General features: G+C 71.8%; 28 protein-coding genes and 1 tRNA gene. 15 read left to right on the top strand and 14 right to left on the bottom strand.

Annotated features, from left to right (window positions below):
• Positions 1 to 128: 128 nt before the first annotated feature.
• Positions 129 to 1259 (top strand): hypothetical protein, encoded by a 1131-nt coding sequence (locus ACFSC0_RS15065; RefSeq protein WP_377280860.1) that lies wholly within the window; start codon positions 129 to 131, stop codon positions 1257 to 1259.
• Between the two features lie 17 nt (positions 1260 to 1276).
• Here ACFSC0_RS15065 and ACFSC0_RS15060 read toward each other — a convergent pair whose 3' ends face one another.
• Positions 1277 to 2251: a zinc-binding dehydrogenase gene (locus tag ACFSC0_RS15060; protein ID WP_377280859.1), complete on the bottom strand. Its 975-nt coding sequence runs from the start codon at positions 2249 to 2251 to the stop codon at positions 1277 to 1279.
• A gap of 86 nt (positions 2252 to 2337) precedes the next feature.
• Between ACFSC0_RS15060 and ACFSC0_RS15055 the strand changes: the two genes are divergently transcribed.
• Positions 2338 to 3189 (top strand): alpha/beta hydrolase, encoded by an 852-nt coding sequence (locus tag ACFSC0_RS15055; RefSeq protein ID WP_377280858.1) that lies wholly within the window; start codon positions 2338 to 2340, stop codon positions 3187 to 3189.
• A gap of 81 nt (positions 3190 to 3270) precedes the next feature.
• A tRNA-Ser gene (locus ACFSC0_RS15050) sits at positions 3271 to 3363 on the top strand.
• Between the two features lie 67 nt (positions 3364 to 3430).
• On the opposite strand, the gene ACFSC0_RS15045 is transcribed toward ACFSC0_RS15050, so the two are convergent.
• Genes ACFSC0_RS15045 through ACFSC0_RS15025 form a run of 5 tightly spaced genes read right to left on the bottom strand, consistent with a single transcriptional unit; the run spans position 3431 to position 6123 of the window.
• Complete coding sequence (locus ACFSC0_RS15045; protein WP_377280857.1) at positions 3431 to 3760, bottom strand: hypothetical protein; 330 nt, start codon at positions 3758 to 3760, stop codon at positions 3431 to 3433.
• Between the two features lie 54 nt (positions 3761 to 3814).
• The gene (locus ACFSC0_RS15040; RefSeq protein ID WP_377280856.1) at positions 3815 to 4462 is read right to left on the bottom strand and encodes a DUF799 domain-containing protein; all 648 of its coding nucleotides are present in this window, start codon (positions 4460 to 4462) and stop codon (positions 3815 to 3817) included.
• A 41-nt stretch (positions 4463 to 4503) separates the two neighbouring features.
• Positions 4504 to 4878, bottom strand: coding sequence for a DUF4810 domain-containing protein (locus tag ACFSC0_RS15035; RefSeq protein WP_377280855.1), 375 nt, complete (start codon positions 4876 to 4878; stop codon positions 4504 to 4506).
• A 1-nt stretch (position 4879) separates the two neighbouring features.
• Complete coding sequence (locus ACFSC0_RS15030) at positions 4880 to 5188, bottom strand: hypothetical protein (protein WP_377280854.1); 309 nt, start codon at positions 5186 to 5188, stop codon at positions 4880 to 4882.
• The gene (locus tag ACFSC0_RS15025; RefSeq protein ID WP_377280853.1) at positions 5188 to 6123 is read right to left on the bottom strand and encodes a CsgG/HfaB family protein; all 936 of its coding nucleotides are present in this window, start codon (positions 6121 to 6123) and stop codon (positions 5188 to 5190) included. Before ACFSC0_RS15025 ends, ACFSC0_RS15030 begins: the two co-directional genes overlap by 1 nt.
• Before the next feature lie 204 nt (positions 6124 to 6327).
• On the opposite strand from ACFSC0_RS15025, the gene ACFSC0_RS15020 reads away from it, so the two are divergent.
• Positions 6328 to 7053 (top strand): glutathione S-transferase family protein, encoded by a 726-nt coding sequence (locus tag ACFSC0_RS15020; RefSeq protein WP_377280852.1) that lies wholly within the window; start codon positions 6328 to 6330, stop codon positions 7051 to 7053.
• A 51-nt stretch (positions 7054 to 7104) separates the two neighbouring features.
• Here ACFSC0_RS15020 and ACFSC0_RS15015 read toward each other — a convergent pair whose 3' ends face one another.
• Positions 7105 to 8301: an MFS transporter gene (locus tag ACFSC0_RS15015; RefSeq protein WP_377280851.1), complete on the bottom strand. Its 1197-nt coding sequence runs from the start codon at positions 8299 to 8301 to the stop codon at positions 7105 to 7107.
• A 243-nt stretch (positions 8302 to 8544) separates the two neighbouring features.
• Between ACFSC0_RS15015 and ACFSC0_RS15010 the strand changes: the two genes are divergently transcribed.
• The 5 genes from ACFSC0_RS15010 (at position 8545) to hfsH (ending at position 14210) form a co-directional block, all read left to right on the top strand.
• A complete protein-coding gene (locus tag ACFSC0_RS15010) occupies positions 8545 to 9483 on the top strand; it encodes a hypothetical protein (RefSeq protein WP_377355198.1) in 939 nt (312 codons plus the stop codon).
• Between the two features lie 240 nt (positions 9484 to 9723).
• On the top strand, positions 9724 to 11082 hold the full coding sequence (locus tag ACFSC0_RS15005; RefSeq protein ID WP_377280849.1) for an exopolysaccharide biosynthesis polyprenyl glycosylphosphotransferase: 1359 nt from the start codon (positions 9724 to 9726) through the stop codon (positions 11080 to 11082).
• A gap of 4 nt (positions 11083 to 11086) precedes the next feature.
• Entirely contained in the window at positions 11087 to 12532 is a 1446-nt protein-coding gene (hfsF, locus tag ACFSC0_RS15000; RefSeq protein ID WP_377280848.1) for a polysaccharide biosynthesis protein HfsF, read from the top strand.
• Entirely contained in the window at positions 12529 to 13458 is a 930-nt protein-coding gene (gene hfsG, locus ACFSC0_RS14995) for a polysaccharide biosynthesis protein HfsG (protein ID WP_377280847.1), read from the top strand. The genes hfsF and hfsG overlap by 4 nt, the downstream gene beginning before the upstream one ends.
• The gene (gene hfsH, locus ACFSC0_RS14990) at positions 13458 to 14210 is read left to right on the top strand and encodes an oligosaccharide deacetylase HfsH (protein WP_377280846.1); all 753 of its coding nucleotides are present in this window, start codon (positions 13458 to 13460) and stop codon (positions 14208 to 14210) included. Before hfsG ends, hfsH begins: the two co-directional genes overlap by 1 nt.
• A gap of 209 nt (positions 14211 to 14419) precedes the next feature.
• Here hfsH and rsgA read toward each other — a convergent pair whose 3' ends face one another.
• The 4 genes from rsgA to ACFSC0_RS14970 form a co-directional block, all read right to left on the bottom strand.
• The gene (gene rsgA / locus ACFSC0_RS14985; RefSeq protein WP_377280845.1) at positions 14420 to 15496 is read right to left on the bottom strand and encodes a ribosome small subunit-dependent GTPase A; all 1077 of its coding nucleotides are present in this window, start codon (positions 15494 to 15496) and stop codon (positions 14420 to 14422) included.
• A 191-nt stretch (positions 15497 to 15687) separates the two neighbouring features.
• Positions 15688 to 16941 (bottom strand): O-antigen ligase family protein, encoded by a 1254-nt coding sequence (locus tag ACFSC0_RS14980; protein ID WP_377280844.1) that lies wholly within the window; start codon positions 16939 to 16941, stop codon positions 15688 to 15690.
• Positions 16938 to 17639: a P-loop NTPase family protein gene (locus ACFSC0_RS14975; protein WP_377280843.1), complete on the bottom strand. Its 702-nt coding sequence runs from the start codon at positions 17637 to 17639 to the stop codon at positions 16938 to 16940. Before ACFSC0_RS14975 ends, ACFSC0_RS14980 begins: the two co-directional genes overlap by 4 nt.
• Before the next feature lie 50 nt (positions 17640 to 17689).
• Positions 17690 to 19171 (bottom strand): GumC family protein, encoded by a 1482-nt coding sequence (locus tag ACFSC0_RS14970; protein ID WP_377355197.1) that lies wholly within the window; start codon positions 19169 to 19171, stop codon positions 17690 to 17692.
• Between the two features lie 114 nt (positions 19172 to 19285).
• Between ACFSC0_RS14970 and ACFSC0_RS14965 the strand changes: the two genes are divergently transcribed.
• The 4 genes from ACFSC0_RS14965 (at position 19286) to ACFSC0_RS14950 (ending at position 22290) form a co-directional block, all read left to right on the top strand.
• Positions 19286 to 20020 carry a polysaccharide biosynthesis/export family protein gene (locus ACFSC0_RS14965; protein WP_377280841.1) on the top strand — a complete coding sequence of 245 codons (735 nt, stop codon included), beginning with the start codon at positions 19286 to 19288 and terminating at the stop codon, positions 20018 to 20020.
• A 102-nt stretch (positions 20021 to 20122) separates the two neighbouring features.
• Positions 20123 to 21484 (top strand): serine hydrolase, encoded by a 1362-nt coding sequence (locus ACFSC0_RS14960; protein WP_377280840.1) that lies wholly within the window; start codon positions 20123 to 20125, stop codon positions 21482 to 21484.
• Positions 21485 to 21526: 42 nt separating this feature from the next.
• Positions 21527 to 21829, top strand: coding sequence for an ArsR/SmtB family transcription factor (locus ACFSC0_RS14955; RefSeq protein WP_377280839.1), 303 nt, complete (start codon positions 21527 to 21529; stop codon positions 21827 to 21829).
• Positions 21829 to 22290, top strand: a complete 462-nt coding sequence (locus ACFSC0_RS14950) for an SRPBCC domain-containing protein (RefSeq protein ID WP_377280838.1) — start codon at positions 21829 to 21831, stop codon at positions 22288 to 22290. Before ACFSC0_RS14955 ends, ACFSC0_RS14950 begins: the two co-directional genes overlap by 1 nt.
• Position 22291: 1 nt before the next feature.
• On the opposite strand, the gene ACFSC0_RS14945 is transcribed toward ACFSC0_RS14950, so the two are convergent.
• Both ACFSC0_RS14945 and ACFSC0_RS14940 read right to left on the bottom strand, forming a co-directional pair.
• Entirely contained in the window at positions 22292 to 22561 is a 270-nt protein-coding gene (locus tag ACFSC0_RS14945; protein ID WP_377280837.1) for a sel1 repeat family protein, read from the bottom strand.
• 159 nt (positions 22562 to 22720) lie between these two features.
• Complete coding sequence (locus ACFSC0_RS14940; protein ID WP_377280836.1) at positions 22721 to 23449, bottom strand: glutathione S-transferase N-terminal domain-containing protein; 729 nt, start codon at positions 23447 to 23449, stop codon at positions 22721 to 22723.
• A 182-nt stretch (positions 23450 to 23631) separates the two neighbouring features.
• On the opposite strand from ACFSC0_RS14940, the gene ACFSC0_RS14935 reads away from it, so the two are divergent.
• Complete coding sequence (locus ACFSC0_RS14935) at positions 23632 to 24048, top strand: RcnB family protein (RefSeq protein WP_377280835.1); 417 nt, start codon at positions 23632 to 23634, stop codon at positions 24046 to 24048.
• 151 nt (positions 24049 to 24199) lie between these two features.
• On the opposite strand, the gene gatB is transcribed toward ACFSC0_RS14935, so the two are convergent.
• Positions 24200 to 25696: an Asp-tRNA(Asn)/Glu-tRNA(Gln) amidotransferase subunit GatB gene (gene gatB / locus ACFSC0_RS14930; RefSeq protein ID WP_377280834.1), complete on the bottom strand. Its 1497-nt coding sequence runs from the start codon at positions 25694 to 25696 to the stop codon at positions 24200 to 24202.
• A gap of 110 nt (positions 25697 to 25806) precedes the next feature.
• On the opposite strand from gatB, the gene ACFSC0_RS14925 reads away from it, so the two are divergent.
• Positions 25807 to 26121, top strand: a complete 315-nt coding sequence (locus ACFSC0_RS14925) for a hypothetical protein (RefSeq protein WP_377280833.1) — start codon at positions 25807 to 25809, stop codon at positions 26119 to 26121.
• Position 26122 lies beyond the last annotated feature (1 nt).

Raw genomic sequence — 26122 nt, 5'->3', positions numbered from 1 at the left:
CGGGTTAATCAAACAGGTGACAATACGGCGCAGATTCGCCTGTCAGGCGAGCGCGCCTGGATCGGAACAAGCCCCAGCTTCGGCGGTTGAGCCCTCGAGGACCAACGCCAAAGACAAGGGACCGCGAGATGCCTGGCCGCGACGACTTCCGCAGCAACCGCGAATACGAGGAGTATCAGCGCCGCCGCCGCGAACTCGATCGCGACCCGCAGCGCCGCATGGGCGGCGCCGAGCGCCGCTCGTTCGAAGACCGCGGCCGATTCAGCAGCGACGAGGCGCGCTACGGCGCCGAGAACCAGCCGGGACGGCTCGGCGACTACCCAGGCGAGATGGGCCAGGCCGAGGCCTGGCGCGCCGAGCGGGCCGGCAGCCGCTACGACCAGGACCGGGCGCGCTACGGCTGGCGCGGCGAGGACCGCTGGCGGCAGGACACCCGCCCGATGCGCGAGGAGCGTGAGCCCTGGCGCAACCGTCGTCCGGACGAAGTCGGCTACGGCGGCCAGGAATACGGCATCGAGGCCCACCACGACGACCGTGACCGCGGCTCGTCCATCGTCCAGCGCAGCAGCGAGGGCGGCAGCGGCCGCCGTCTCGAGGAGCGGTTCGGACAGGACGACCGCGGCGATCCTCCGTTCCGCGGCGAGCCGCGCGGCGGGGCGGGCCACGTCACTTGGCGCGACGACGGCGCTCCTTACGGCGACAGCCACCTCGACCGGCAGGACCGCGGCATGCGCGAGTTCGGCGTGCCGCACGACTATGGCTTCCACCCGCACGACGAGGAGTTCGAGCCGCACTACACCCACTGGCGCGACGAACAGATGCGCCGCCACGACGAGGAGTACCGCAACTGGCGCACCCAGCAGCTCCGCCAATACGACGAGGACTACCGCGCCTGGCGCGGCGAACGCCGCCAGGCCTTCGGCGAGACCTTCAGCCAGTGGCGCAGCCAGCGGAGCAACCTGACGCGGGGCACGCCCGACACCGGCGTCGCGCCCGGCGTCACCGGCGGGGCCAGCTTCGGGGCCAAGCAGACCAGCTTCGGCGGCAGTCAGGCGACGGCGCCCTCGGGGGCCCACGAGGCCGAGCCCGCCGGCAGGTCCGAGGGCGGCTCGGAGGGCCAGGCCGGCCAGTCCGGCGGCGACGTCGGCTTCGCCCAGGCCTCCCCGGCCGTCCAGAAGGCGACCGACGGCGAAGCCCGCGGCGACACCCGCGACAACGACAACGACCGTGAGCGGAAGGACGGGAAGGACCGCAGCTAGGCCCCGCCCCTCCCGCCCTAGGGGATGCTCAGCACGATCTTGCCGAAGTGGGCGTTGGCCTTCATGCGGGCCAGCGCCTGCTCGACCTCGTCCAGCGGGAACACCCGGTCGATCGGCAGCGACAGGCGGCCGGCCTCCAGGTGGGCCCAGAGGTCCTCCCGCGCCTTGCGGACGATCTCGCGCACCTCGCTGCGGGAGCGCGTGCGGAAGGTTACGCCGACATAGGCGATCCGCCGCATCGCGTGCAGGTCGAAGTCGAACTCCGCCCGCTCGCCACCCAGCCGTCCCACGTTGACGATCCGGCCGGTGACCCGCGTCGCCTGCATCAGCCGCCGCAGGCCCGGCCCGGACACCTGGTCGACGACCAGGTCGACGCCGCGCTTCTCCGTCGCCTCGAGCACCTCGCCGACCCAGCGCTCGTCGTTGGGATCGACCGCCAGGTCCGCGCCGAACTCGGCCAGCCGCGCCCGCCGCTCCGGGTTCGTCGAGGAGCCCACGACCAGCCCCGCGCCCATCGCCCTGGCGATCTGCAGCCCCATCAGCCCGACGCCGGAGCTGGCGCCGTTGATCATCACCGCCTGGCCGGGCTGCAGCGCCCCGTTGGTCACCACAGCATCGTGCATGGTCCGCAGCGCCACCGGCAGGGTCGCGGCCGTCTCGAAGCTCATGTCGGCGTCCGGGATCGGCCAGACGCCGCCGTAGTCCGCGGTCGTGAACTCCCCGAAGGCGCCGGCCCCCGAGCCCATCACCCGCTGCCCCACCGCCAGGCCCTGCACCTCGGGCCCGGTCTCGACCACCTCGCCGGCCCACTCAAGCCCCAGCACCGCGCCTTCGCCGCCGGCCCCGCCGTGCACATGGCCGCGGGTCATCGCCAGGTCGACCCGGTTCAGCGCCGCCGCGCGCACCCGGACCAGCACCTCGGCTGGCCGCGGCTTCGGCGGGTCGGTCTGCGTCAGCTTCGGCCCGTCCGGGGTCAGCACATAGGCCTTCATCCACGTCCCTCCCTCTTCAGGCGTCACGCTAGCCCAGCCGCTCTCCCGGGCGTAGGCTTTCCCAACGACAGAGACGGGAGGATGCCATGAGCGAGGTGAGCGTCACCAAGGACGTGGTCTATGGCGAGGCCGCGGAAGGCCGGCCCCTGCGCCTCGACCTCTACCGGCCGGCCCAGCCGAACGGCTCGGCGGTCATCTTGGTGCACGGCGGCGGCTGGTCGAAGGGCGACCGCGGCATGCTGGCCGAGCACGCCAAACACCTCGCCCGCGACGGCTTCGTCGCCCTGGCCCCGGAGTACCGGCTGACGCCGGAGGCCCCCTGGCCGGCCCAGATCCACGACGTGAAACGGGCGATCCGCTGGACCCGCGGCCAGGCCCCCTCGCTCGGCTTCGAGCCCGACCGGCTCTGCCTGCAGGGCCACTCGGCCGGCGCCCACCTCGTCCTGCTCGCCGCCGGCACGCCGAACGAGCCCCGGCTCGACCCGCCGGACGCCGACACCAGCATCTCCGCCGCCTGCGCCGCGGTCGCGGCCATCTACCCGCCGGTGCTGATGTACCGCGGCGAGACCCGGCCCTCCGGCGGCACCGCGGCCCGCGCCCTGCCCGGCTGCGACGTCTCCGACGAGGCCTGCGACCTGGCCAGCCCCATCCGCCATGTGAGCGCCGCCTACCCGCCCGCCATGCTGCTGCACGGCGACGTCGACAAGGTCGTGCCGGTCAGCGCCTCGCGCCGTTTCGAGGAGGCGCTGCGCGCCGCCGGCGGCCGGGTCGACCTGCACATCTTCGCCGGGCTCCCCCACGGGTTCGGCAACAATCCCAAGCTTCGCCCCATGCTGATGACCATGATCAGCGGCTTCTTCCAGCGCACCGTGGCGGACCCGCAGGCCTTCGTGATGGAGACGCCCGCCCCGGCGCGCGAGCCGGCCCCGGCCTCCTAGTGGGGCCTTCGCCTGCGACCTGTCGCGCAAGGCGTTGCTCCGGCGGCCCGGCTTGGGCTATGGAGGGCGTCCTTTGGACCGGGTGACGTGGCCGAGTGGCTGAAGGCGGCGGTTTGCTAAACCGTTGTACGGTGTAAAGCCGTACCGAGGGTTCGAATCCCTCCGTCACCGCCAAAGGCGATCATCTCTCGCCCCCTTGCACCGGGCGCGGCCCGATGCCCGCGCCCTCCAGCTCCAGTCGTCAGCCGCCGGTCTCGTCCACGAGGAAGGTGACCGTCTTGCCGCGCGACAGCGGCTCCCATCCCGCGGCGATGGCGGAGCCGATGGCTTTCGCGACGAGCGCCGGAGCGATCTGAGAGGCCTGCAGTTGAGGGGCGCCGAACCTGGGCTGCGGGCCGGGCGGGAACTCCAGCACGGCCTCACGCTGTCCTTCCTTGTGGCGCACGGCGATCCCCATCCCCCGCCGCTCGGCGGGGTCGCTGGACCAGTGGGGCTTTCGTTGAAGCCGCCACACATAGGGCTCCCCGCCGACCTCGATCTCGTACTCGGCGCTCTGCTTGCTGCGGGCCATGTCGTGGAATTAGCCCGGCGGGCGCCATCGGGCCATCCCGCGGCGCCCTCGGCCCTAGTTCGCCGCGGACGGGTAGACCGCGATGTCTTTGCCGTAGTGGGCCGGCAGGTAGGGGCCAGCGGGAATCCCCCGGCCGGGCGTGCCGGCGGCCAGGGTGTTCGCCTGGATGGTCAGCGGCATGTAGTTCGGCGCGCCCTTCTCCAGCGCGGCCACCACGGCCTGGGCGATCAGGTCGGCGAGCGGATTGCCGCTGCTGCTGGCCTGCGGACTGTAGACCATCGACTGGCTGTCTTCCCAGAGGACCGCGCCGGTCTTGCAGCTCTTCAGCGCGTAGTCGAACTTCACCGTCGTTTGGGTGGCCAGCACGACGTACTTCGAGTCCCACTGCTGGATGGTGACGTAGAGCACCGAGTCGCAGCCGAACAGCCGCCCGAGCCGCGCGGCGTCGGCGCTATGGACGAGGCCCGCGTCGGCCAGGCCGTCCTCCTCCATCAGCCGCTTCACCATGTGCGCCGGGAAGACGTAGTAGCCCCGCTCCGCGAACGGCCGGCTGATCGTCGAAAGGAAGAAGTCGGGAGCCGGCACGTTGAGGGTGTTGTTCAGCGCCGGCACCACGAGGATGCTGCGGGGGCTCTCGGCGCGGAACGCCGAGTAGTCCTTGGTCGCCGGCGCGGTCGCGCAACCCGCAAGGGCGGCGCTCAAGGCGAGAGCCGCCGCGGCTCCCAGGGCTCGGCCGAAACGCTTCAAGACGCCACCTCAGTCTTCTGGGAACCACCCTTGGCCCGCGCGGCCACGCCCTGGAGGAACGAGCGGGATTCCGGGAAGAGCCTCATCTCCTCCTCGAACAGCGCCAGCGCGGTCGTTGCGTCTCCGTCTTCGAGGCAGATGAAGCCCAGCTCGGCCAACAGCCCCGGCGCGATCCGGTTCGTCCGGCGCCCCCGGTCGATCGCCTTCTCCAGCGCCTCGCGGTACTGCGGGCGCAACTCGGGCTTCTTGGCGTAGCCGTAGAGGGCGGCCTCGTAGCCGCCCCACTCGAAGCGGCTGGTGGTCGTGGCGCAGGCCCCGAGCATCAGGGCGACGGCCGCCAGGCCTGCGGCCGCACGGGAATGACGGGTCATGCTATTGCGCCTCGATCGCCACGCGAGAGCCGGCGCCCACGTAGACCGTCTTGTCGTACAGGGTGCGCTCGCCGGAGCGCACGGTCACCTTGTGAGAGCCCGGAGCGACAGTCAGGATCGTCTTCTTCCCGTCGAAGCTGGCGGCCAGGCCCGCGGGCGCGCCGTCGACCCAAACCTGGGCGTCGGCCGGCGCACGGAAGAACAGGCCGCTCGCCGGCGCTCCCTGCAGCGACGAGCTCACCGGATATTTGCCGCAGGCGGCGAGCGTCAGCGCGCCCGCGAGCGCGGCCCATTTCAGAACGCGGAACATCAACGCACCTCGATCACGCGCAGGGCCTTCAGGTTGTCGGGCGGGATCTGGCCTTGCACGAGGCGGGCGATGGCGCCCTCGCTCTCGGGCCCTTCCCCGAAGAACGAGACGATCTGCACGCGGGCCACTTCCCGGCCCGGGAGCCGTATCGGCAGGCCGGTCTGACCGCTGACCAGGGTCTCGCCCAGCAGTTCCACCGCCAGCGTGTCGCCAGCGCTCAGCCCCTGAGACGGTCCGCCGGTCAGGTACACCTGGTCGCCCCGGACCTGCAGGATGTCGGTGAACCAGCGCCGCTCCTGCAGCTTCTGCACGACGTTCGTCATCAGGTCGGAGACGGCCGCCGAGATCGCCCGGTCGTTCAGCGTCGCGTCGTAGCCGGCGCGGGATCCGAAGCCCGCCACCTCGCCCACCTCGACCGCGGCCTCGCCCCGCCCGGATGTGCTGAAGAAGGCCTGCCCGGTCGCGACATCGACGAGCCGGACTTCAACCGTCGCCGTGGCGACCTGGCGCGTCTTGGAATTCAGGAAGCCGGCCTTGCCCTCGAGCTTGCGGCCGAATTCGGTGACCGAGCCGACGATCAGGGTGTCGACGCCCACCAGCTTGCCGGGCGCGCCCGAGCCCTGCTCGCGCAGCACGGCGTCCATGTCGGTGCGCTCGAAGACCATGAAGTGGCCGGTGTCGACCAGCCGCGCCGTGAGCATGTCCGCCGCCTGGTTGGCCAGCGGGTCGGCCTCGGTGTCGAGGAGCAGCGCCTTGCCGTAGCGCGTACTGTTGGAGAACCGGCCGACTGCGACCTTGCGTTTCAGCGTCGGCCGGCTCGCGACCGGAGCGGCTTGCGCCGCCGGCGCCGCAATTTCTTCCGGCGGCCTGGGCGCCTGAGCATGGCTCGAGGTCGCGAGCATGGCCGCGGCGGCGCCGATAAAGAATCTACGCAACTTTAGTCCCCCCAGGCCACGTAGGTTCTATCTACAAGTTATTGTCAAGCTTGGAGTACGTTGCGGGGAAGCCTCCTGCCGCGCTGGGAGCTGCGCGCGCTCGTCGCTTCCGCCGCCCGGCCCGCCCAGGCCATCCGATAGGCCATGGCAGGTGACGGCCCGCGCGCAGCGTGATCCATTGCGCCGGCCGCAGGAGGGCTCGAGATGGCGATGAAGCTCTATTCCGGGGACCTGAGCCCCTACTCCGCCCGCGTCAGGATGCAGATCTACGCCAAGGGCCTCACGGACATCGAGATCGTGCGGCCGGCGACGTTCGGAACCCCGCAGTTCCGGCAGGACCATCCGATCGGCCGTATCCCGGTGCTCGAGATCGACGGCGACGCCATTCCGGAGTCGGAGGTGATCGCCGAATACCTGGAGGAGATCTATCCCGAGCCTTCGATGCTCGGCGCCACGCCGCGTGAGACGGCGCATATCCGGACGATCGCGCGCATCGGCGACATCTACATCATGAACAACATGTTCATGCTCTCGCCCCAGTCCCGCGCCGCCACGCGCAACCAGGGCGTCGTCGACCTGCTCGGCGGCCAGGTTCTGCGCAACCTGAAGGCGCTCGACAGGATGATCGGAGACGATGGGTTCGCCTGCTGCGGCCGCCTGACGATGGCCGACTGCGCCCTCGTCCCCGCCCTCTTCCTGGTGGAGAACGTGCTGCCCTCCGTGGGGCTGGATGATCCGATCCCGGCGAACCCGAAGGTCGCGGCCTACTGGGCGGCCATCCAGCACCAGGATCCCGCCGCCAAGGTGCTCGTCGAGCTGCACAGGGGCCTGGAGGAGCGGCGCGAGTTGATCCGCAGCGGCGCCTTCCAGAAGATGATGGCCAAGGCCGCCGCCGACATGGCCGCGGCGGAGGAGGCGTCCACGGCCTAGCCGGGCGCCCCGCCGACCGGCGGCGCGGCGTGAACGCGTTCTCTCGCCCGGCTATCGGGGCGCCGCCTCCACGGCCCGGCGGGCGCCGCCGGCGGAGCCGAACACGACCGCCAGGGCGGCGATCGCCAGGAACGGCGTCGCCGCCAGGTTCAGCCCGCGCCAGCCGAACGCGTCCACCAGGGCGCCGGCCGAAAACGAGGCCGCCGCCGCCACGCCGACGATCAGGAAGTCGTTGAGGCCCTGCACCCGCGCCCGCTCGCTCGGCCGGTAGGTCTCGGTCAGCAGGGTGCTCCCGCCGACGTAGAGGAAGTTCCATCCGACCCCCAGCAGCACCAGGCCGGAGAGGAAGTTGGCGAGCGCGACCCCGCTCATCGCCACGGCCACATGGGTCAGCAGCAGCCCGACGCCCGTCAGCATCATCGCCGTCAGCCCGAAGCGCTTCACCAGCCAGCCGGTGAAGAACGAGGGCACGAACATCCCGAGCACGTGCCACTGGATGACGAAGGCCGCGTCCGAGACCGCATGATGGTGGCCCACCATGGAGAGCGGCGTCGCGGTCATCACCAGGACCATGACGGCGTAGCCCACCGCCGCGCCGACCACCGCGGCGACGAACTTGGGCTGGCGCATGATCACGGGAAGCGGCCGCGAAGGCTCGGCCGCATCGCCGCTCGCCGGCGTCGTCGGCAGCGGCGTCGCAGCGATGACGACGGCGGAGACGAGGCCGAGGGCGAGCACGGCGAGGAACGAGCCGGCATAGGCGGCGGGGCCGATCAGGTCCTTGGTCGCTGCGCCGAGGTGCGGCCCCGCCAGGGCGGCGACCACCCCGCCGGCCAGCACCAGCGAGATCGCCCGGCTGCGGAAGGCCTCGCTTGCCGCCTCGGCGGCGGCGAAACGATAGAACTGGGCGAACCCCTGATAGCCGCCGACCAGGGCGGTCGCGATGCAGAGCAGCGGAAAGCTTCCCGCCAGCATGGCGAAGGCCGCCAGAGCGCCGCCGCCGGCGCCGAGCAGCGCGCCCAGCACGAAGCCGGGCCGCCGCCCCACCCGCCCCATCAGCAGCGAGGCGGGGATCGTCGCGACCGCGGTCCCCAGCGCCACGCAGGCGATCGGCAGCGTCGCCAGAGCGGTGTCGGGCGCCAGCATCTGGCCCGCCAGCCCGCCCACGGTGACCAGCAGCACCGACGAAGTCTGGAACAGCGCCTGTGCGATCGCCAGCGACAGGACGACTCGGCGTTCATGGGTCATGGCGCAGCTCCGGCGGCGATCCTCGGGTCGAGGAGCTTGACCTGCTTCCAGGCCCTCGTTGAAGGAGTCTCTGGCGGGTCGGATCGGCCGCCGTCAACGGTGAGCCGGAGGAGCGTTCGCGGCATCGATGGTCTCGACCTCGAGCCCGGGGCTGCGGCGCGCCCCCGCTTCCCTTGACTCCGCCGCTGCGGCAGGCAGGAACTCGCCGCGGGGAAACTCCTTGGCCGGAACGCGGCCTTGGCGATGAAGGGCGTACGCATGCGGGACTTCTCGATCGGTGAGGCCGGGCTGGTGGGCTTTCGGCTGACGCGGGAGCGGCCGCGGGCGATCGCCGTGTGGTGCGGGCTGAACCTGGTGTTCAGCTTCGTCTCGCTGCTGGTGCTGGTGGGGATCGGCGGGCCGGCGCTGAACACTCTGCAGGCGACCACCGAGAGCACCGCCGCGCAGGACCCGGCCGCCACCATGGCGCTGTTCAACCAGCTGCTGCCCGCCTACGGGCTCTTCGTGCTGATCTGGCTCGCGTTCAGCGCCGTGATGGCGGCGGCGGCGAGCCGGGCCGTCCTGCACCCGCAGGACGAGACCCTCGGCTATGTCCGCTTCGGGGCCGACGAGCTGCGGGTCCTCGCGGTCCTGGTGGTCGTCGGGGTCATCCTGTTCTTCGCCTACATGGGCGCCAGCGTGGCCAGCGGCCTGGTGCTCGCCATCGTCATGGGCGTGACCGGCGGCGCCGGCGGCGCTGCGGGCGCCACGGGCCTGATGTTGGTGATGATCCCGCTGGTCATGCTGGGCATCCTGTGGCTCTGGACCCGCTTCTCGCTGGCGGTCCCGATGACCCTGGCGCGGGGACGGGTCGACGTGTTCGGCTCCTGGGCGCTTACCAAGGGGCGGTCGGGCAAGGTCTTCCTGACCTACCTCGCAGCCTTCGCCCTCTACCTGCTGGTGGCGATGCTGGGCCTGGCCATCTCCCTCGGGGTCGGCGCGGCGATCAGCGGCGGCGACGGGCCGCTGGAGGCGATGATGCGGCCCGACATGAGCTCCATCGGCGCCTACTTCACCCCGGCGATGATCGCCAACACCATCGTCATGGCGGTGATCGGCGGCCTCGGCTCGGCCATCGTGCTCTGCCCGCCGGCGGTGATCTACGCCGCGCTGGCCGGCGAACAGCTCCACGAGGTGTTCTAAGCGCCCGGCGAGTGTCGGCCGGCCGAAACAGGCTGAGCCGTTAACGGGAACCTCACGCCGCTGCGGCAGGATGGCGCCAGTCCGTCGAAGAAGTCGCGTGATCCTGGCCCCATGTCCCTTACCGCCGTTGCGTCCCGCGAGGCCGTCAAAGGCCTGAACGAGCCTGCGGTCCCAGAGCGGCGCGGCCCCTCCCGTCCCACCCGCCTGGCCCCAAGCCGCCTGCGCCTTCAGGGCCGCGCCGTGGCCGCCGTGTTCCAGGGTCTGGACGCGATGGCCGTGGTGCTGGTCACCCTCGGCGTTGCGCTGAGCTGGCGCGCGGAGGCGTCGGCGCCGGCCTTCGCCACGGCGGCCCTGGCCGGCGTCGTCGGACTGGGCGTCTTCAAGGCCTACCAGTTCGGCTGGCGCGAGGGGCTTCGGCTGCATCTGGCCCGCGTCGCGACCGGCATCCTGCTCGCCGGCTGCGCGACCATGCTGGCCCTGGTGCCCTTCATGCCCGTCCCGGCGGCCGGCGGTTTCGTGCTGGCCTGGACCGGCTGGACGGCGCTGACCCTGCTCGCCCTGCACGGGTTGTGGTGGGCCGCGATCCGCCGCTGGCGGCGCAACGGCCGGCTGACTCCCAACATCGTCGTGGTCGGCGCCACCGAGGCCGCCGACCGGCTCATCGCCGCGGTGCTCAAGAGCCGCGAGGCGAACGTCCTGGGCGTCTTCGACGACCGGCTGGCCCGCGCGCCCGGCGACGTCCGCGGCGTGCGCGTGCTGGGCGACACCCGGGCCATGCTCGGCCACCGGATCATGCCCTATGTGGACCGCATCGTGATCACCGTGCCGCCCGGCGCGCGCGACCGGGTGCGGCAGCTGATGGGCCGCCTGCGGGTGCTGCCCAACGAGATCGCCCTGCTCGTAGAAGGCGGCGACGCGGCCGGCGAGGCCGCCGATTTCGCCCGCATCGCCGACGTGCCGCTGGCCACCATCTCGGGGATCCCCCGCGACGCCTGGCGGGCCTTCAACAAGCGGGCGCAGGACCTGGTGATCGGCGCGATCGCCCTGATCCTCGCCGCGCCCCTCATGCTGCTGATCGCCCTGGCCATCCGCCTCGACAGCCCCGGGCCGGTGATGTTCCGCCAGCGGCGCCACGGCTTCAACAACGAGGAGATCGTGGTCTGGAAGTTCCGCTCCATGCGCCACGACAAGGCCGATCCCAAGGCCGCCCAGCAGGTGATGGCCGGCGACGAGCGGGTCACCCGCGTCGGCCGCTTCATCCGTCGCACCAGCCTCGACGAGCTGCCGCAGCTGTTCAACGTGCTGGCCGGCGAGATGTCGCTGGTCGGTCCCCGTCCCCACGCGGTGGGCATGAAGACCGGCGACGTGGAGTCCGCCCGCCTGGTCGCCGAGTACGCCCACCGCCACCGGATGAAGCCTGGCATGACCGGCTGGGCCGCCATCCACGGCTCGCGCGGGCCGGTCGACACGCCCGAGGCGGTCCGTCGTCGGGTGGCGCTCGACGTCGCCTACATCGAGCGTCAGTCCTTCTGGCTCGACCTCTACATCATGGCCATGACCATCCCCTGCCTGCTCGGGGATAGGGCCGCGGTCAGGTAGCCCGATGTTCTGGCGCGGCGTCCTCGGCTACCTGCCCGTGAACATCGCCCAGGGCGTGGTGGGCCTGCTGACGCTCGTCGTCTTCACCCGCCTGCTCTCGCCGGCCGAGTTCGGCCACTATGCGCTCGGCTTCTCGGTGATGACCCTGCTGCACACGGGGATCTTCACCTGGAACGAGGCGGCGCTCGCCCGCTTCCAGGTGGCCGAGCAGGACCGGGGCTCCGGCGCCGACCACGCCGCCACGGTCCAGCGCACCTGGCTCGCCCTGCTGCTTGTGCTGCCCATCGCCGGCCTCGCCGCCCTCGCCTGGCCGATGTCCGGGCCGATGAAGCTGGCGGTGCTGAGCGGCCTCCTCGCCATCCTGCCGCGCACCTTCGCCAAGCTGGCCCAGGAGCGGCGGCGCGCCATCGGCGACGTGCGCGGGGCCGCGGCCATCGACCTCGTCCAGATCCTCGGCGGCTTCGCCATCGGCGCCGTCTGCGCCTTCGCCGGCCTCGGCGGCGCCTCGCCGCTGATCGGCTTCGGCGCGGCGGCGGCCCTGTCCATCGTCTGGGCCATCCCTCAGGAGCGCGCGGCATGGCGCGGCGGCCGCTTTGAGCTCGCCCGGGCCCGCCGCTACGCCGCCTACGGCGCGCCGGTGGCGGCCTCGCTGATCCTGTCGCTGGTGCTGACCACCACCGACCGCTTCCTGCTCGCCGCCTTCCTCGACGAGGCGGCGGTCGGCCTCTACCACGCCGGCTACAGCCTGGCCTCGCGCACGATCGACGTGCTGTTCATCTGGCTGGGCGCGGCCGGCGGCCCGGCCCTGGTCGCCGCCCTGGAGCGCGGCGGACGCGCCGGCCTGGAGTCCGAGGCCCGCCAACAGGGCTCGCTGATGCTGCTGCTGGGCGCCCCTTCGGTGGTCGGCCTGGCGCTGGTGGCCGGCCCCCTCTGCGAGCTGATGGTCGGCGAAGACCTGCGCGACGGCGCGGCCCACGTGACGCCCTGGATCGCCGCCAGCGCGCTCTTCTCGGGCCTGACCACCTACTACTTCAACCAGGCCTTCACGCTCGGCCGCCGCACCGGCCTGCTGATCGTCGCCATGGCCGCGCCGGCGCTGGCCAACCTCGTCCTCAACCTGCTGCTGATCCCGGCCTACGGTCTGGACGGCGCCCTGTGGGCGACGCTGGCCAGCTACGCCATCGGCATCGCCGCCGCCGCCGCGCTCGGCCGGCGGGTGCTGCCGCTGCCGATCCCCTGGACGAGCCTGGCCCAGGCCGGCTTCGCCTGCGCAGTGATGGCGGTGGCCGTGTTCTTCACCCCGGCGCCCGGGGGCCTGGCCGAGCTCGCCCTGAAGGCCTCGGTGGGGGCGGCCGTCTACCTCGGCCTGGCGCTCGCCATGGACGCGGGGAACCTGCGCAGCCGCGCCCTGCCCCTGCTGCGCCGGTTCAGCTCCGGAGCCGCCGCATGACCCGCGCCCGCGAGAGCCTGTTCGACAACCTGCGCTGGACGGCCGCCGCGCCGCAGCTGTCCGTGCTGATCCCGTTCAAGGGCGACGACCCCACCCCGCTGCTCGCCGCCCTGGGCCGCGAGAGCGTCGAGGCCGAGGTGGTGCTGCTGGACGACGGCACGGGCGACAAGGCGCTGACGGCCAGGGTACAGGCCGCCCTGGAGGCCCTGCCCCTCCCCGCCCGCCTGATCCGCCTCACGCGCAACGAAGGCCGCTCCAAGGGCCGCAACCGCCTGGTGCGCCACGCCCGGGCCAGCCACCTCTTGTTCCTGGACAGCGACATGCTGCCGGACGAGCCGGACTTCCTGGCCGCCTGGCTGGAGCTGATCGCCGCGGGCGACCCGCCGGTGGCCTTCGGCGGCTTCTCCCTGAAGCAGGTGCAGGCCGCGCCCGAGCACGCCCTGCACCGGACCATGGCCCTGCACAGCGACTGTCTGCCCGCCAGCCGCCGGCGCCTCGCGCCCGAGAAGTCGGTGTTCACCTCCAACCTGCTGGTCCGCCGCGACGTCTTCGAGACCGAGGCCTTCGACGAGGCCTTCTCCGGCTGGGGCTGGGAGGACGTGGAGTGGGCCATGCGCGTCGCCCGCCGCTGGCCGATCGTCCACATCGACAACACCGCCACCCACCTGGGCCTGGAGCCGGACGCGACCATCGCCCGCAAGTACGAGGAATCGGCCGCCAACTTCGCCCGGGTCGTCGCGGCCCACCGCGAGGTGGTCTCGGGCTACCCCAGCTATCGCGCCGCCAAGATCCTCAAGCGCGCGCCGCTGAGAGCCGTCTGGCGCCCGCTCCTGAAACGCTACGCCCTGGCGCCGGCCGCGCCGGTGAAGGCGAGAGCCTTCGCCATGCGCCTCTACCGCGCCGCCCTCTATGCGGAGGCCGTCTGATGGAAGCCTACCGGGCCGACGCCAGCCTGGGGGGCAAGCTGCGCCGCCGGCTGGTGCGCGGCGCCCACCGCCGGCCGCTGGGCGCGGCCCCCGAGCGTCCGATGGTCTCCTTCACCTTCGACGATGCGCCCGCCAGCGCCGCCCGCACGGGCGCCGAGCTGCTGGAGGCGCGCGGCCTCAAGGGCGCCTACTACGTGAGCGCAGGCTTGGCCGGGAGCGAGGGGCCGATGGGCCGATATGCCGAGCCCGACGACTACCGCCGCCTGGCCGGCGCCGGCCACGAGATCGGCTGCCACACCTACTCCCACCTCGATTGCGGCAGGGCCGCGGGCCACGCGGCCCTGTCGGAGGCCGTTCGCAACGCCGAGCAGCTGGAAGCCTGGGACATCCCCTTCCCCGCCACCTTCGCCTACCCCTACGGCGACGTTGCCGCCGGCCCCAAGGCCATCCTGGCGGCCCGCTTCCGCCTGCTGCGCGCCCTGCACCCGGGGCTGGTTGAGAAGGGCTGCGACCTCAACCAGGCGCCGGCCGTCGGCATCGAAGGCCCCGACGGCGAGGCGAGCGCCCGCCGCTGGCTGGACAAGGCCCGGGCCCGCAAGGCCTGGCTGATCCTCTACACCCACGACGTCCAGGACAGCCCGTCGAAGTGGGGCTGCACGCCGAAGGCCCTCGCCGGCCTGATCGACGCGGCCGTGGACGGCGGGTTCGAGGTGGTCACCGTCGCCGAGGGCGTGCGGCGGCTGGCGGGGTAGCGCGGCGGCGCCCTCGCCCCCCTCTCTTCCGTCATGGCCCCCGGTGACCGGTTGCGGCGTCCCGGCGCGATCATCTGGACCACTCATTGGGACGACGCTACCTGTCACCCTCGCAGCCGCCTGTGAAGGGTGGCAGGTAATCGTGTCCCACGGCGCGGACGGCAGCTCGGCGCAGGGACACGATAACTAGTCACCGAACTCGGCGCCCCCTACTCCTCCGCCTCCACGCCCCGCCCGCGCGAGCGCTTGCGATTCGCTTTGGCGACGTGGATCCATCGCCTGCGCCAGGCCTCCCGGGCCACCGGGTCCTCCTTGCGGTCGAGGTGGTCGAGCTCGCGCTGGAGCTTCACGTAGCCGCGCCAGCGGTCCTCGGCGAGTTCGCCGGCCTCGCGCGCCGCGCGGACCGCGCAGCCGGGCTCGGTCTCGTGGCGGCAGTCTCGGAACCGGCACTGCTCGGCCAGCGCCTCGATCTCGGCGAAGGCCGTGGAGACCCCGCCGCCGGGGTCCCAGAAGGCCAGCTCGCGCATCCCGGGCGTGTCGAGGATCAGGCCGCCGCCGGGCAGCAGCACCAGCTCGCGGTGGGTGGTGGTGTGCTTGCCGCGGCCGTCGGTCTCGCGCACCGCCCCGGTGGCCAGGCGGTCCTCGCCCAGCAGGGCGTTGACCAGGGTGGACTTGCCCACCCCGGACATACCGATCAGCACGGCGGTCAGGCCCGGCGCCAGACGCGCCCGGACCTCGTCCAGCCCCTCGCCGGCGACGGCGGAGACCGGCAGCACGTCGACGCCGAGGGCGACGCGCTCGGTCTCCTCGACGAAGCCGTCGAGGTCCTCGCAGGCGTCGGCCTTGGTCAGCACGACCACCGGCCGGGCGCCGCTCTCCCAGGCCGCGGCCAGGTAGCGCTCCAACCGGCGCAGGTTGAAGTCGTCGTCGAGGCCGAGGACCAGGAAGGCCAGGTCGATGTTGGCGGCGACGACCTGGGGCGCCTCGCCGGTGCCGGCCGCCTTGCGGACGAACTCCGTGCGGCGGGGCAGGACGTGGCGGACGACCGCCAGGCCGTCGCCCTGGGCCGGCTGGACAGCCACCCAGTCGCCGGCCACGGGCAGCGCGCCCGGCCCGGCCTCGTGCTGCAGCCGGCCGGACGGGGCGCCGAGGATCTCGCCGGCGTCGGTGACGAGGCCGTAGCGGCCCCGCTGCTGGAGGACCACCCGCGCAGGCGAGAGGCCCTGCGCCGCGAACGGCGCGAAGTCATGCTGGAGCTGATCGCTCCAGCCATAGGTGATGAGCAATGGAATATCCTTCGGTGTGGGGAATGGCGCTTCTCAGCGCGCGCCGCCGAAGGACGGGGCCTCTCTCCTGGGGAGCTTAGAGGCGCGAACCGGCGACGCGGCGAAGGCCGCTGGCAATGGGCGTCATCTGGACCTCTCCTCTCGTCGCGGGTTGATGTTGGGCCGAAGGCTAGGCTTCGGCGTCCCGGAAATCAATGGTCGGCGGCCGGGTCCGGCAGCGCCAAGCGCGCGGCGATGGCCACGAACAGCACCCAGCGCAGGTCGTTGTAGGTGAAGGCCACGCTCTCGGTGACGCTCATCAGGCTGTAGACGATGACGAACGGCGCGGCGAGGTAGGCGCCGGCGCTGCGGAACATCGCGACCAGCGTCAAAGCGATGGTCTGGATGTAGAACAGGCCGAACGCGCCCAGGCCCAGCATGCCGAGGCCGATCCACTGCTCGATCCAGGCGTTGTGGGCGTGCTGGGGCGTGAACCCGGCCTCGCGCTCGATCCAGGCGAACGGCGTCCACGGGCCCTTCACGTCCCAGACCACCCCGTACCCGTAACCGGTCCAGGGCCGCTTCTCGATCTGCCGCATGGCCGCGTCCCAGATCTCCGTCCGGCCGGTCAGGGTGGCGTCCTTGCCCAGGAGTTCGAAGATGGCGTCGGCGGCGAACAGCAGGGCCCCGGCCCCGATCATCAGCCCGACCACCGCCAGCCAGACCATCGCCACCTTGGTCGCCGGCCCCCGCCGCAGCAGGCCGACGAACATCAGCATCGCCGCGCCCAGCAGCAGCGAGACCAGCGAGGTCTTAGAGGTGGACATCAGCACCAGGAACAGCGCCAGGGCCGCAAAGCCCCACCACAGCCAGGCGCGCCTTGGGTTCAGCACCGCCGCCGCCGAGAGGCAGACGAAGCCCAGGGCCATGTTGCCGCCAAGCGCGTTCTTCTCCGGCCACAGGCCGCGCCAGGCGCCGGGAAAGATCTCCGACATCACCCCGATCGAGGGCACGGCCACCGCAGCGACCAGCGCCGCCGCGGCCAGGATGGCGAAGGTCGCCGCCGCCACCTCGGCGAGGGCCGCCCAGCCGAACCGGGCGGCGATCACCAGTCCGCCCGCGGTCGTGCAGACGACGGCGAACACCCGCCGCGCGCTCTGGTCCGGCGCGATCGACCAGAACACCGAGAGCACCGCCACGCCCATCAAGGCGATCAGGAACGGCTGGCGGACGGCGGCCTGGACGGTGCGCAGCGGCGCCAGGGCGAAGACCCCGAAACCCAGCACATAGGCCGGCATGTAGAGCGCCCGGATCAGCCCGCCCTGCGCCGCGGCGGGCGTGTCGCCGGCCAGCGGCAGCACCCAGGCGGCGCTGTAGATCAGCAGCATGCCCACGGCCAGCGGCGCGGCGAGGCCCAGGGCGGCCGGCGGGGCGAACGCGTCCGGCCGCGCCGGGACGGCGGTCACGGCAGCAGGGCCTTCAGGAAGGCCGGCGCCTCCACCTGGCCGCGGTTGAAGAACAGGCCCGAGACCTGGCCGCCGGCGCCGTGGACCGCATCCTTGAGCTTGGCGGGCGCGGAGACGTCCGACTGGTCGGCGGCGACCACCAGCACCGTCTGGTCCATCTGGGGCGCGACCGTCAGCCCGGCGCGCGAACGGTCGGCGGCGGGCGCATCGACGATGATCAGGTCCACATGGGCCCGCAACGCCCGCCAGTAGCCCGGCGTCGGCAGGACGTGCACGCTGCGCCCGCCCTGCAGGGCCTCGCGGCGGAAACGGGTCACCCACAGGCGGCCCGCGCCCACCTGGTGGGCGGCGAGCCAGGCCGCGTCGGGGATCGGCCGCCCCTCGGCGTCGGCCCCGGGCGGGCGGATGGTGAAGAAGGCCGAGCCGTCGGGGCTCGCGCCCGCCGGCTTCGACAGCGGCCCGTAACGCTCCGGCTCGGCGGCGATGGCCGCGTGCTGGGGCGAGCGGAGCAGGTCGAGGTCGACGAGCCAGACGCTGCGGCCGGCCCGCCGGGCGGCGAAGTGGGCGAGCTCGCGCGCGACCGTGGAGGTCCCCTCCCCGCGCCGCGCGGCGATGAACTGGACGATGCGCCCGGCGCCGGCGGCCGGCGCGCCGAGCGACGCCCACAGCTCGGCCATCTCGGCGCTCAGGTCCACCATGCTCGATCCGCCACCCTACAGACGACGCGGAGGCTAGCCCGACTCGCCGCTCAGCGAACCGGCTTCAGCGACGCAGCCCCCAGCACCGGCAGGCCGAGGGTGCGCGAGGCCGACTGCGGGGTCGGCAGGCCGGGCCGCAGGAAGCCCCGCAGCAGGCCGGCGCAAAGCGCGGTGAAGCCGGCGAACAGCAGGGCGAGCACGGCCAGCGGCCGCTTCAGGCTCGTGCCCTTGGTCGGCACCGCCGCCCGTTGGACGATCCGTATGTTGTCGTTGGTGCGGGAGGCGATGTCCTGGGCGGCCCGGCTCTGCTCCTCCTTGACGGAGAAGTCGCGGACGTTGGCCATCAGCACGTCGCGGTCCAGCGACAGGGCCTGGAAGCGCGGCTCCAGCGCCGCCAGCCGCAGCCGGCGGTCCATCACCTGCTGCAGCTGCTCGTTCAGGGTCTGCAGCGACCGCTGCAGGGCGGCCACCTCGGCGGCGGCCTGGATGCGGTCGGTCTCCACCGTCTGGCGAACCGGGTTGACGCCGAAGCGGCGGGCGCCGTCGGCGGTGGTGCGGCCCTGGGCCATCGCCTGCTCCAGCTGGGCGATCTGCAGGTCCAGGTCCTGTACGGGCCGCGCATCGGGCTTGTAGCGGGACAGCAGGTCCTCGCGCTGGACCTTCAGCTGGGCGAGTTTGTCCGAGGCGGCGGTGTTTAGGTCGCGGTAGAGGCCGACCTCGGCCGCCACCTGCCCCAGTTGGGCCTGCAGCGCCGCCAGCCGGGCCGTGCGCTCCTGCAGCTGCGCCTCGGTCTGCAGCTTCTGCTGCTCGATCTGCGCCTGGAGCTGCGACAGGGACGCCTTCTCGGCCACGAAGTCGCCGATGCGGTTGTTGACCAGGAAGTCCTGGTAGGCCTGGTCGGCGTCGGCCAGCCGCTGCTGGAAGATGATCCGCTGCTGCTCGATCACCGGCGAGGTCGGGTCGATCAGCACGTTGCGGCGGTAGACCAGGTATTCCTCGAGCAGGGTGTTCAGCATCAGGGCCGCCAGCTCGGGGTTCTTGTGCTCGAAGCCGACGCGGATGACCGGCGTGTCGGGGGCCGTTTCGATGGACAGGTCCTGCTCGAACCCGCGGACGACGGAGCCGATGATCTTCCGGCGCTCGGCGGCGTCGGCCTTCTCGTACTTGGCGGCCGCCTTGGGGTCGATCTTGGCCACACCGATCTTGTCGATCACCCGCCGCTTCAGCGCCTCGCTGCCGAGGATCTCGGTCTCGGCCTGGATCAGCTGGTCGGGCTCGGGCACCGCGCCGCGGCCGGCGTCGCCGGCGCGGGGTTCGTAGACGTATTCCTGGCCGAGGCGCACCAGCACGCTGGCGTAGGCCGGATAGGTGGGCTTCAGGGCCAGGGCCGCGATGAGCAGCAGCGGCACGAAGATGGCCGCGAACACGCCCGCCATCAGCCACCGCTCGCGCCACAGCAGCACCGGAATGTCGCTCGGCGCATAGCGCGGCCGCGCGGTCCACGAGGGCGCAGACGCCCCTCGCGGCCTCATCGTCGAAGCGGTCGCTGCGTCAGCCATGGAATCGGTACGAGAGTAGCCCCACCCATGGACCCTGGCGATCCGCGCTTAAGGCTTCGTTACCCATTTCCCTTAACCTTCCGGGCCATGGGGCACAGTCGCAGATTCCTTCTCGTCACGGGTGTTTCGGCCGCCCTGCTGGCCGGTTGCGCGACGCCGTCAGCGCCGGTCGGCGAGGCGGCGGCCGCCTCCGACCGCTTCCCCGACATCACCTATTCCGACTGGACCGAGTACGAGCCGCCTTACCGCTTCTATCCGGGCGATGAGATCGAGGTGACGGTGCCGACCGCGCCGGAGCTCTCCAAGACCGTCACCGTCCAGCCGGATGGGCGAATCGCCCTGCCTCTGATCGGCCCGGTGATGGCCGCCGACCGCACCATCGGCGACCTGGAGGCCGACCTTTCCGCCGCCTATTCGAGCCAGCTGCGCCGACCGGAGGTGAACGTCGCCGCCAAGGCCGCGCCGCTGAAGGTCTTCGTCGGCGGCGAGGTCGGCAATCCCGGCATCCTCGACATGGCCGGCGATTCCGACGCCCTGCGCGCGGTGATCCAGGCCGGCGACTTCAAGCCCAGCGCGAACCGCCGGAAGGTGTTCATCATCCGCCGGGGCCCGGACGGCCGCGGGATGGTCCGCACCGTCGACCTGGGCCGGGGCCTCGAGACCAACGGCGCCGACCTCGTCCCCCTCCGCCGCTTCGACATCGTCTATGTGCCCCGGAGCGGCGTCGCCCAGGCGGGCCTGTTCGTCCAGCAGTACTTCCGCGACCTCTCCCCCATCCAGTTCGGCTTCAGCTACGCCCTCGGCGAGCAGGGCGTGAACTGAAGCGGCGCCTTACCAAGAGTTCACGATCGGGCCTGCATCCGTCGGAGCGTTCCCACGCCTCCCTCTCAGCGAACGCCATTCGCTCAAGCTGCAGGGGGGACCATGGACATCTCGAGACGCGCGTTCCAGCTGGCCGGACTGTCGGCCTGGCTCGGCGGGGCCGCGGCCGCGCAGCCCGGGTCGGCGCCCGACGAGGCGCGGATCGGCGCAATCCTGCGCGAGCGGGTGGATGAGCAGAAGAAGGCCGTCGGCCTCGTCGTCGGGCGGCTCACGCCGGCGGGCGTCAGCTTCGACGCCTACGGCGCGCGGGGGCGACACTCGAACGGGCGGACCGTCTTTCGCATCGCCTCGCTGACCAAGCTCTTCACCGCCCTGCTCCTGGCGGACATGGCGACTCGCGGCGAGGTCGGTCTCGACGAGCCGGTGTCCGACCACCTTCCGCCGGAGCTTCGGCTCCCGACATCGCCGGGCCGCCCCATCACCTTCGCCGACCTGGCCACCCACACTGCGGGCCTGCCGTTTCGCGCCCCGGATCAGGCGGTCGGCCCCGGCGCGCCGCCGTACCGGCTGGAGCAGCTGCAGCGTTTCCTGGCCGGCCTGACGCTCGAAGAGCCGCCCGGCCAGAAGTGGCTCTACTCGAACGTGGGCTACGCATTGCTGGGCCAGGCGCTGTCGCAGCGGGCCGGCGCGAGGTACACCGTCCTGCTCCGAGAGCGCATCGCGTTCCCGCTGGGTCTGCAGGCCACGGCGGTCGTCCCGGCTCGGACCATGCGCTCGCGGCTGGCCACCGGACACGACGAGGACCTGCGTCCGCTCCCACCGTCTCGCTTCGAGGTCATGGCGCCCAGCGGCGGGTTGTGGTCCTGCGCGGCGGACCTGGTTCGGTTCCTGAGCGCCTTCACCGATCCCGCCTCGCCCCTGTCGCGGGCCGCGGCGCTGATGTTGGCCGCCACGCGTCCGGCGCCTGGCCTGCGCGCGCAGCAGGCCCTCGGCTGGGAGGTCCATGGTCAGGGCGAGGCGGGTTACCTGAGCAAGGACGGCCTCGCCGACGACGGCTTCACCGCCGCCATCGTCTGCGATCCGCCGGCGGGGCGAGGCGTGGTCGTCCTCTCCAATACGGCGATCGGCGTCTCCGACATCGCCCGTCACCTGCTGCGGCCGGATTATCCCCTCGCCAAAGCGTACCGGATCACCACCCTGCCCGCCGAAGCGCTCGGCCGATACGTCGGCCGCTACCAGGCGCCCACCGGCGCCGTGTTCGTTGTTTCCACGTCCGACGTGGGATTGCTGCTCCAGATCCCAGGCGCGCCCTTGATGCCGATCGCGCCCACCGGCGCGGACGCCTTCGTCCAGCCGCAGGTCGGGGTCGAGGTGGACTTCCGGATCGGCCCTGACGGCCGGCCGGCCGGATTCGTCCTGCGCAGCGCCGGCCGTCCGCCGCTGGAGGCGCGCCGTATCGAATGAGCAGCCCTTGACACGCGCCACGCCGGAAGCGCAGCGTTAGTCATGGCTTACGCGAACGCCCTCGCCGTCCTCGCCGATCCGACGCGGCGCAAGGTGCTCGAGCTGCTGACCCAGAGGCCCCGGACGGTGGGCGAGATCGCGGCCGAGCTGCCGGTCTCGCGGCCGGCCGTTTCGCAGCATCTGAAGGTGCTCAAGGAGGCCGACCTGGTGGACCTGCGCCAGGAGGGCGCCCGCCACGTCTACTCCGCCCGCCCGGAGCAGCTGGGCGAGCTGCGCAGCTACGTCGACCGGATGTGGCAGGACGTGCTGGCCCAGTACGAGCAGTCCGCCAAGGAAGACGACTGATGGCCGAGGTCGCCCCCTTCCCCATCCCGCCGGTCGTCAAGCGGGTGACGGTCGGGCTGGACCAGGACCGCGCCTTCGCCCGGTTCACCGACGGGCTGGGATCCTGGTGGCCGCTGCACTCCCATTCCCGCTCGGGCAAGGCGACCTCGTGCGCCTTCGAGCCGCGGCTCGGCGGGCGGCTCTTCGAGCGCACCGAGGACGGCGAGGAGCTCGTGTGGGGAAATGTGGAGGTCTGGGAGCCGCCGGCGCGGGTCGGCTTCACCTGGCGGGTCGGGAACGTGCCCGAGGGCCAGCACATCGAGGTGACCTTCACGCCGGCCGGCGCGGGCCGGACCGAAGTGGTGCTCACCCACACCGGGTGGGAATCGCTGGGCGACGAGGCGGCGCGCGTGCGCGAGCGCTACGAGAACGGCTGGGAGGCCGTGTTCATCCGCGGCTTCGCCGGCGTCGCCGCCGGCTAGATCAGCCCTGGGCCAGCCACTCGCGGGCGGCGCGCTGGGCGTCGGCGATCTCGTCCGCGCCCATCTCCTGGGACAGCTCCTTGCGGTAGACCTTCGCTTCGATCGAGCCGCGCATGGCCGCCAGGTTGAACAGCATGTGGGCCGACACGTAGTCCAGCGGCGCCCCGCCCTGGCCGGTGGAATAGAGCAGCCCCAGCCGGAACAGCTCGTCGCCGGTGGCTTCCGGCCCTGGCAGCGGCAGGCCTTCAGCCTGTTCCACGCTCATCAACATCCTAACGTCCCCTCATCCCTGACCGGCCGTCTGTCGTTCTGAGGACGGACCGGTCTACCCTGGCGAGTAGGAAAGTGGGCGCAAGCTGAAGATATGGTTAAGCGCGGCCGGCTGCTGTCTTGATCCGGGACGGCGTAGTTTTCGTGTGTTTTCCCGGCCTCACCGGGCCCGTTGTCCGAACAGTATCCGCCGCGCGGCTTCGGCGTCGCGGCCGGCGCCGGCCAGGTCCATGCTGCGCCGCAGGTCCTCGCCCACCTCGATCGACCGCTTCACCGCCGCCCGCTCCCCGATCCGCTGCGACCAGGCCTTCACGTTGGGGAACTCGTCGAGGATGATCCCCTGCATCTTCCAGGGCCGCACCCAGGGCCAGGCGGCCATGTCGGCGATGGAGTAGTCGCCGGCCAGGAACTCGCGCCCTTCCAGCCGCTTGTTCAGCACCCCGTAGAGCCGGTGCACCTCGTTGGTGTAGCGGATCGCGCCGTAGGCGGTCAGCCGCCTGTCCGCATGCATGGCGGGCGCATAGCCGCGGAAGTGATGGGCCTGGCCAGCCATGGGGCCCAAGCCGGCCATCTGCCAGAACAGCCACTCCTCGACCTGCACCCGCTGGCGCTCGTCGGCCCCGTAGAACTGGCTGGTCTTGCGGCCCAGGTACTGCAGGATGGCCCCGGACTCGAAGATCGAGATCGGCGCCCCGCCGGGCCCCTCGGGATCGACGATGGCGGGCATCCGCCCGTTCGGGCTGATCGCCTGGAAGCCCGGCTCGAACTGGTCGCCCCGCCCGATGTTCACCGGCTTGATCTCGTAGGGCAGCCCCATCTCCTCGCAGGCGATGACGATCTTGTAGCCGTTCGGAGTCGGCCAGAAGTGAATCTCGATGGGGGCGGGCATGCGGCTCCTTACGGGTGGCGACGTTTCGGCGCAGTCTGGCTTAATTGGGGCTTCCGGGCTCCGTCGCAAGACGGCGTTCAGCGCAAGTTCAGGCTCGCAGCGGCAACCTCCGAGCGTGGACGGGCGCTACGCCACTGGTGCGGGCGCGCCTCAGGGAAGAGTTTGCGTTGAGATCCTTGCTGTTGACCCTCGCCGCCCTCGTGGCGGCCGGACCGCTGATGGTCGCCGCGGGCGAAGCCCTGGCCGACCCCAAGCCCGACCGAGGCAATGGCCGCGGCCGCATCGAGCGCGAGTCGCGTCAGTACGAGCGCCGCTATGAGCGCGATGAACGCCGCTACCAGCGCCAGGAGCCCCGGACCGAACGCCGTCTGCCCCCGCCCCGGAACCTGCGCGGCGAGCCGCCCCGCCGCTACGAGGCGCCGCCCGGCTGGCGCCGGGGCGCCTACCTGCCCCCCGCCTATCGCGGCGAACGCATCTACGCCTTCGACCGGCACCGCCTGCGCCCGCCGCCGTCCGGCTACGCCTGGTACCGCGTCGGCGACGACTTCCTGCTGACCCAGATGGTCTCCGGGCTGGTGGTCGAGGTGGTGCGGGACTAGGCCTCGAGATCCTCCCCCGCAGGGGGAGGGGGCCGCCGAAGGCGGTGGAGCGGGTTCGCGCGCGCGGCGTGCGCTTGTCGCCGCTCCGAACTCAGCGGGCTTGAACCCCCTCAGTCGCTTCGCGACAGCTCCCCCTGTGGGGGAGCATCTATCACTCCACGCCCAGCTTGCTCTTGAGCAGCTGATTGACCGCGCCCGGGTTCGCCTTGCCCTGGGTCGCCTTCATCACCTGGCCGACGAACCAGCCGATGGCCTGGGGCTTGGCCTTCACCGACTCGGCCTGGCCGGGGTTGGCGGCGATCAGGTCGTCGATGATCTTCTCCAGGGCGCCGGTGTCGGAGACCTGCTGCAGGCCCTGCGCCTCGACGATCTGCCGCGGCGTGCCCTCCCCGGCCCACATCCGCTCCCAGACGTCCTTGGCGATCTTGGAGGAGATGACGCCCTCTTCGATCAGGCCGACGAGTTCGGCGACCGCCTCCGGCCCGTGCGGGCTCTCGGCGACCTCCAGGCCGCCGGCGGAGAGCTTGGCGGCGAGCTCATTGGTCACCCAGTTGGCGACCAGCTTGGCGTCGCGGCCCTTGGCGGCGGTCTCGAAGAAGTCGGCCCTGGCCGCGTCCGACACCAGCACGCCGGCGTCGTAGGCCGAAAGGCCGTACTGGCTCTGCAGCCGCGCCTTCTTGGCGTCCGGCAGCTCGGGCAGGCTGGCCTCGATCTCCTTCACCCACGCCGGGTCGAGTTCCAGCGGCAAGAGGTCGGGGTCGGGGAAGTAGCGGTAGTCGTGCGCCTCTTCCTTCGAGCGCATGGACCGGGTCTCCCCCTTGTTGGGGTCGAACAGCCGGGTCTCCTGGTCGATTTTGCCGCCGTCCTCGAGGATCTCGATCTGCCGGCGCGCCTCGTACTCGATCGCCTGCTGGATGAAGCGGTAGGAGTTGACGTTCTTGATCTCGCAGCGCGTGCCCAGGTGGCTGAAGTCCCCGGTCTCACGATACTTCTCGTAGGCGCCCGGGCGGCAGACCGAGACGTTCACGTCGGCCCGAAGGTTGCCCTTCTCCATGTCGCCGTCGCAGGTGCCGAGGTAGACCAGGATGGTCCGCAGCTTCTTCACGTAAGCTGCGGCTTCTTCCGAACTTCTCATGTCCGGCTTGGAGACGATCTCCATCAGCGCGGTGCCGGACCGGTTGAGGTCCACGTAGGTGAAGTTGGGGTCCTGGTCGTGCAGGCTCTTGCCGGCGTCCTGCTCCAGGTGCAGCCGCTCGATGCGCACGGTGAAGGTCGAGCCGTCGTCGCGCTCGACGATAACCTCGCCCTCGCCGACGATCGGCTGCTCGAACTGGCTGATCTGGTAGCCCTGCGGCAGGTCCGGATAGAAGTAGTTCTTCCGGTCGAAGCGGCTCTTCAGGTTGATCTGCGCCTTCAGCCCCAGGCCCGTGCGGACCGCCTGCTCGACGCAGCGGCGGTTGATCACCGGCAGCATGCCGGGCATGGCCGCGTCCACCAGGCTGACCTGCTCGTTCGGCCCGGCCCCGAAGCCGACGGCGGCGCCCGAGAACAGCTTGGCGTTGGAGGCGACCTGGGCGTGCACTTCCAGGCCCAGGACGATTTCCCACGGGCCGGTGCGGCCCTGAATGAGTTTGGCGGTCTCGCTCATGGGCGCCTTCTAACGCCAGCCGCACTCGGCGGGGAAGCGGAAATGGCCTTGCCTGACGCAAGGTTCAGTGGACAGTGTTCACTCACCACAAGTCGTTGGGGAACTTGCCTATGAAACTCACCGCCGCCCTCGCGGGTCTCGCCCTGCTGGGCCTCGCTGCGCCCGCCCTCGCCCAGGAGGCGACGCCGGCTTCCGCGCCCGCCGCCGAGGCGTCCGCCAAGCTGTCCGTGGAAACCACCACGATCGGCGAGATCCTGAAGAACGAGAAGGCCAAGGCCGCGCTCGAAAAGCAGCTGCCCGAGATCACCGCCTACTACGACCAGATCAGCGGCATGACGCTCGCCCAGGTCGCCCCGATGAGCCAGGGCGCCATCGACGACGCCAAGCTGAAGGCGATCCAGGCCGACTTCGACGCGATCCAGTAGG

Origin of the sequence: Phenylobacterium terrae, assembly GCF_042681205.1 — a bacterium.
GTDB lineage: Bacteria > Pseudomonadota > Alphaproteobacteria > Caulobacterales > Caulobacteraceae > Phenylobacterium > Phenylobacterium terrae.
Note: the sequence above shows the minus strand (reverse complement) of the source record. Positions and strands in the feature narration are given on the sequence as shown.